Source organism: Natronomonas sp. (assembly GCF_046710025.1).
GTDB lineage: Archaea > Halobacteriota > Halobacteria > Halobacteriales > Haloarculaceae > Natronomonas.
Genome location: NZ_JBKEGK010000179.1, coordinates 1 through 5,362, shown reverse-complemented (window position 1 = coordinate 5,362; position 5,362 = coordinate 1). Strand labels below are relative to the sequence as shown.

Annotated in this window: 4 protein-coding genes; 3 read left to right on the top strand and 1 reads right to left on the bottom strand. The window is 59.2% G+C overall.

Annotated elements, in window-relative coordinates; genetic code table 11:
• Positions 1 to 862: 862 nt before the first annotated feature.
• Positions 863 to 1,129: a hypothetical protein gene (locus ACI944_RS11310; protein ID WP_411719160.1), complete on the bottom strand. Its 267-nt coding sequence runs from the start codon at positions 1,127 to 1,129 to the stop codon at positions 863 to 865.
• A 66-nt stretch (positions 1,130 to 1,195) separates the two neighbouring features.
• On the opposite strand from ACI944_RS11310, the gene fmdA reads away from it, so the two are divergent.
• From fmdA to ACI944_RS11295, 3 genes are all read left to right on the top strand, one after another.
• On the top strand, positions 1,196 to 2,467 hold the full coding sequence (gene fmdA, locus ACI944_RS11305; RefSeq protein WP_411719161.1) for a formamidase: 1,272 nt from the start codon (positions 1,196 to 1,198) through the stop codon (positions 2,465 to 2,467).
• A gap of 99 nt (positions 2,468 to 2,566) precedes the next feature.
• Positions 2,567 to 4,222 carry a TCP-1/cpn60 chaperonin family protein gene (locus ACI944_RS11300; RefSeq protein WP_411719159.1) on the top strand — a complete coding sequence of 552 codons (1,656 nt, stop codon included), beginning with the start codon at positions 2,567 to 2,569 and terminating at the stop codon, positions 4,220 to 4,222.
• Between the two features lie 187 nt (positions 4,223 to 4,409).
• Positions 4,410 to 4,877: a hypothetical protein gene (locus ACI944_RS11295; protein WP_411719157.1), complete on the top strand. Its 468-nt coding sequence runs from the start codon at positions 4,410 to 4,412 to the stop codon at positions 4,875 to 4,877.
• Positions 4,878 to 5,362 lie beyond the last annotated feature (485 nt).

Below are 5,362 nucleotides of genomic sequence, written 5' to 3'. Positions count from 1 at the left end.
GGTTGGAACTGTCTCGGTCTACACCGCAGTAGCAGCTGGGACTGGCCGTCTAATTATACAGAAAGTGACTGTTCTGTGGCGTTCAGGCAGCACTCTCTCGACTCGTTTGGGAAGTACCGACAATACGACCAACGCACCGGATGATGGAACTTCCGACTGCTCTGTGCTGACTGCACGCTCTATATCTTGTACTGGCCCATCCGCCGATTTTCCGATAGATTCGCTGCTTCACCGTATCCGGTACGAGCCAAAAGAGACTTCCCCACCCAGGGGACGCTCACCGAATCGTTCACAGATGAGTCCCGTTATTAAACCCGACACGGCCTGAGACGACCTCCATCGATAGCACGTATGATCTCTCGTTGCACAAACTCAGATTTTTAAACGGGAGCACCTCCGAGCGTGTAGAGTAGCTTCTGTTGTCCTTGCGGAAATCCCTTTTTCAAACCCATCCTCGTCCGAAACAGACGGTCACTGAAATGCACAAACCTGCCGCTATGGAGTTAGCGCTCTATGTATGGAGCGGTTGCTCTTCGGTATTAGAGAGACGGGGTAGGTCAGGCAGCGGCAACTGCACGTGGAAACCACGCGAGTTGAAAGGTGGCTGTCTAACCGTGCCGTCTGCCTGTTTCTCTCTGCTGCCGCTACAAAACCCCTCCGGTACCAACCGGATACGCGTTGAGGCGTTGAAGAGATTGGCGGTGAAGCCTCGGGGCCTGTTCCCGAGGTATTTCACAAAGACAGTTGGTTGGTATTAAGCCGATTTCCATGGTACGTACCTAATAATTGAGTCGAAGTCGCGGCTCACTCGAGCGCGGACGATGACGGCGTCAGTCTCGTGGTCGTTCACCCTCTCGACGAATCAGTTGTACTTCTCCCGGTCGCTATCCAACCCCGGCGTCGACGTCCACTCATTCAACGTCGTGACGAGGCGGAGGTCGAGGTGATCGGCTGCGTACTCCCGGACGTCCGCCATCTGCTCGTCGAGCGACCCGTCGCGGTCTTCCTGCAAGAGTTGGGCGAGACGGTGTCCCAAGACGACGTGAAGGACCGCTTGGGCATCGATGACTGAGGTCGAGTGGACGCCGAAGCACTCGATTACGTTGGTAGTGTACCCCGATCCCCGCATTTAGTGTATAGTTGTCGCCTCGGAAACGCTTTAGTAACTGTATGTAACATATAGATCCGTATTTACATACCAGAAGTAAAATTCGAAGTCGACGTCGACAAACCACCGGACGAGCAGCCGACGGCCAAACCGTTCAATCGGTGGCACCCGGACATCCCGGCGGTCGTCGAAGCGGAGCCCGGCGAGACGATCCGTCTGGAGGCGCTTGATTGGACCGGCGGTCAGATTTCGGACAACGACGATCCGAACGAGGTTCGAGACGTCGACCTCACGCAAGTCCACTATCTGGCCGGTCCCGTCCACGTCGAGGGGGCCGAACCCGGAGACCTTCTGAAAGTCGAGTTCCACGACATGGGGCCGCTCAATGACCGCTCCGAGTTCGGGTTCACCGGCACCTTCTCCCAACAGAACGGGGGCGGATTCTTGACCGATCACTTCCCGACCGCCGCGAAGTCGATCTGGGACATCGACGGCTATACGGTATCATCGCGGCACATTCCCGATGTCCGCTACGAGGGCAAGATCCACCCGGGGCTGGCGGGGTGTGCCCCCAGTCAGGAACTGCTGGAGACGTGGAACGAACGCGAACAAGAGCTGATCGACAAACACGAGGCCGACCCGGAATCGATTCCCAACCACCCGACCGGGGAGGCCGAACCAGGTGTCGCAAACCCACCCACGACCGAGGGCGCACAGATGGGCGAGATGGACCCCGAAGCGGCCGAGGAAGCCGCAAAGGAGGCGGCCCGAACCGTCCCTCCGCGCGAACACGGCGGAAATCACGACATCAAGGACCTCTCGATCGGTTCGACCGTGTACTTTCCCGTCTACGTCGAGGGTGCGAACTTTGCCCTCGGCGACTTTCACGCCTCCCAAGGCGACGGCGAGATCACGTTCTGCGGTGCGATCGAGATGGCCGGATACGCGGACGTCGAGTTCGGCCTCATCAAAGACGGGATGGACAAACACGGGGTCGATCACCCGATCTTCGAACCCGGCCACCGCGGTCCAAACTTCGAGGACTACGTCACCTTCTGCGGGTACTCGGTGACCGAGGAGGGCGAACAACGATACATCGATTCCCATACCGCCTACCGTCGTGCGTGTCTCCAGGCCATCGACTACCTCAAGAAGTTTGGCTACACGGGCCAGCAGGCGCTTCATATCCTCGGTACGGTGCCCGCCGAGGGGCGGCAAAGCGGCGTCGTGGACGTGCCGAACGCCTGTTCGACGCTGGCTGTTCCCAAGGGCGTCTTCGAGTTCGACATCTCGCCCGGCAACCTCGAAAGCCGGGCCGATCGGGGCAACGTCGTCGTGACGGACGATCCGCTCGAGTGACTACGCGGTTGCAGTCGCCGTCTCGTTGGCCCGCCCCGTACAGAAACGCATCTCCCGAGAGCGGTACTCGGGCGTGTTCCGAACGTTACGGAGACGAATATGTACGACGCTTCTGACATAATTGACGACGACCCCTCGACATCCAGTAGTACCATCGAGCACCCCGCCATCCCGGCGCAAGCGCTCGCATCGACACTCGGGGCCACACTCGGGCCGAACGGGCTAGACAAGATGTTGATCGACCGACAGGGAACCGTTGTCATCACCAACACGGGTGCGACGGTTCTTGAGAGCCTCGAAGTCGACGACCCGATCGGTCGGATCGTTCGAGATGCAGTCCACGCACACGCACATCGCACCGGCGACGGGACGACCACCACGGCGCTGTTACTCGGCGAACTCCTCTCGGAGGCCGAAACGCTCGTCGGGGGAGGCCTCCACCCCAATACGATCGTCGACGGGTACGGTATCGCGCTCGAGAGTGCTCATAACGTCCTCCGCGAGTTGGCCGTCCCCGTCGAGGCGTCCGATCACGGGACGTTACAACAGATCGCCTCGACCGCTATCACCGGCAAGTGGGACTCGGCGGCGACGGCACGGTTTGCGACACTGACGGTCGATGCGTTGTGTTCGGTCGATTTCGACGTTACCCGAGCGACATTACACGCGTACCCCGGCGCTACGCTCGCCGATTCGGAGCAGGTGGACGGGATTTTCATCGATACGGAGACGTCATCGACGGCGATCGACGCCCTCGAGACAGGGCGGATTCGAACGGATCCGACGCTCGCGTTCGTCGAAGCGGAGATCGAACTCCCCGAGAGGGACGGCTCTGAGACGGTGGTCGTTCGCGACACCGAGGAACTACAGGCGGTGTGTGAGTACGAACAAGAGCGCAAAGACGACGTTCGGGACGTCGTTGTGGACCTCGATATCGACGTCCTCGTCTGCCGGCAGTCGATCGATGACGAGATTCGAACCGGACTCGAGAACGCCGGCGTACTCGCCATCGAGCGAACACGACAGGACGAATTCGCCGCGATCGCCCGTGCCACCGACGGGGAAAGCGTTGCGTCGGTCCGAGACCTCGATCGCGGAGATCTCGGGACCGCCGAAGCGGTTCGACATCGATCGATCGGAGGCGGGGACGCGGTCGTGTTCTCCGGGCTCCCCGCCGAAGAGCACGTATCGCTCGTGCTCCGTGGGGGGACACAGCACGTGGCCGAAGAAACCCGACGGATCGTCGAAGACTGTATTGCAGCCGTCCAACACGCCGCAGACGACGGCGGCGTCGTTCCGGGTGGCGGTGCCGGGATGACGGCGGTCGCCCGAGAAGTCGCCGCTCGCGCGACTCAAGAGGGGCGACGAACCGCACTCGCCGTCGACGCGTTTGCGGACGCCACGACGGTCATTCCGCGAGCGCTCGCGAGAAACGCCGGTCTTGATCCGATCGATGCGATGGCCGCCCTGCGGGTTCGCCACAACGAGGGTAACTCGGCAGTCGGGATCGATCGTTCCGGGGAGCTACGTAATATGTGTGAGGTGGGCGTCGTTGAGCCGGCGACGGTTCCGATTCGGTGTTTGGAGACGGCATTCGAGACGGCGTCACTGTTATTACGGGTCGACGAGCGGCTGGCGGCGACTCCCGATCCGGATTCGGATGCCACCGGTCACGGCGGACACGAACACGCAGGTCACGAGCACGAACGTGACAGCGGTCATCCGGGCGGGTATCCGTGGGCGTTGAGCCACTAAACCCGCCGTTGGCAACCGGACCCGCCCTTCGGATGTGCGCTCGCCCCCGGGCTCGGGGTGTGCTGTTTCGGGGTGTAATAACAGCGGTGATTGCTCCACAGCTACTCTCGTCACCACTCGACGAAGGCGTCGATCCAATTGCTCAGAAGCATAGAGACGCCGTTCGGAGAGGCAGAGAAAAACAGCGATGAGTGACGCTGGTAGCCCATATCTGTTCGATGTCGGCGTGATAGCCCTCACACATACAGAGGCTCCTGTTCGAGAGGCTGCGCTTTCATATGTTCGAGATGCCATCACTGGCGACATAGACGCCGTCGTTCCATATCCTGCGCTGTTCGGAGCACACACTGTCCTGACGACGTACTACGGACGTTCTAACGCAGACGCATCTCGGCTGCTCCAGAATTTCATGGACGCAAAGCGGATCCATTGGTACGACGGGATGCCCGAGGACGTAGTTCGGGATGGGTTTTCTCAGGCAACTGAGACAAACGTTAGTGGTTGGGACGGGTACTGCGCTCAGGTAGCGACAGAGGAAGGGGTAAATACCGTATTGAGGATCGACGACGACTTCGAGCGAGTTGATGCGTTCGATACCGAGATCATTCTCTCAGCCGACGAATTTAGCGAACTGAACAGATTTCCCGGAAACTGAACAACGAACCCATGTTATCAATTACTGCGAAGACCAAGCGTAGTACGATCCGGAACAGTCGGTGTCGGCATGCCCTGGATGTATGACATCCACCGATACGAGCACACCTCCGTGTCTCCGCCGTTCCACCATGTCCACGAAAGATGAGATCACTGCTCCACGCTTCGTTTACATGGCTCTCCAGCAGGGTATACTGCCAGCTTAACGCGAACTGAACGCCAGCTGACTACGGAGTCTGAGCCAATCAGATCATAGCGTCTCAGTGTAGCTTCAACCGTGGACTGCCTATCTTACCGTAAAATTTACTGTAAACAGTCTCTATTGACTGTTTATGCCTCCAGAGGGTTACACGACGATCACAGTCAGCGACAGTTTGGCTGCAAAGCTCACTCGAATTATGGCAGCTCATGATTGCTCCAGCTACGCTGAAGCAATCAAATACGCTGCCGATACGACACTCGTCCAAGAGGATGAAATCACAATAC

Bases quoted from the DNA above. Each gene is read 5' to 3' on its own strand.
- ACI944_RS11310 (WP_411719160.1), bottom strand. From the start codon at position 1,129: ATGCGGGGATCGGGGTACACTACCAACGTAATCGAGTGCTTCGGCGTC.
- ACI944_RS11300 (WP_411719159.1), top strand. From the start codon at position 2,567: ATGTACGACGCTTCTGACATAATTGACGACGACCCCTCGACATCCAGT.
- ACI944_RS11295 (WP_411719157.1), top strand. From the start codon at position 4,410: ATGAGTGACGCTGGTAGCCCATATCTGTTCGATGTCGGCGTGATAGCC.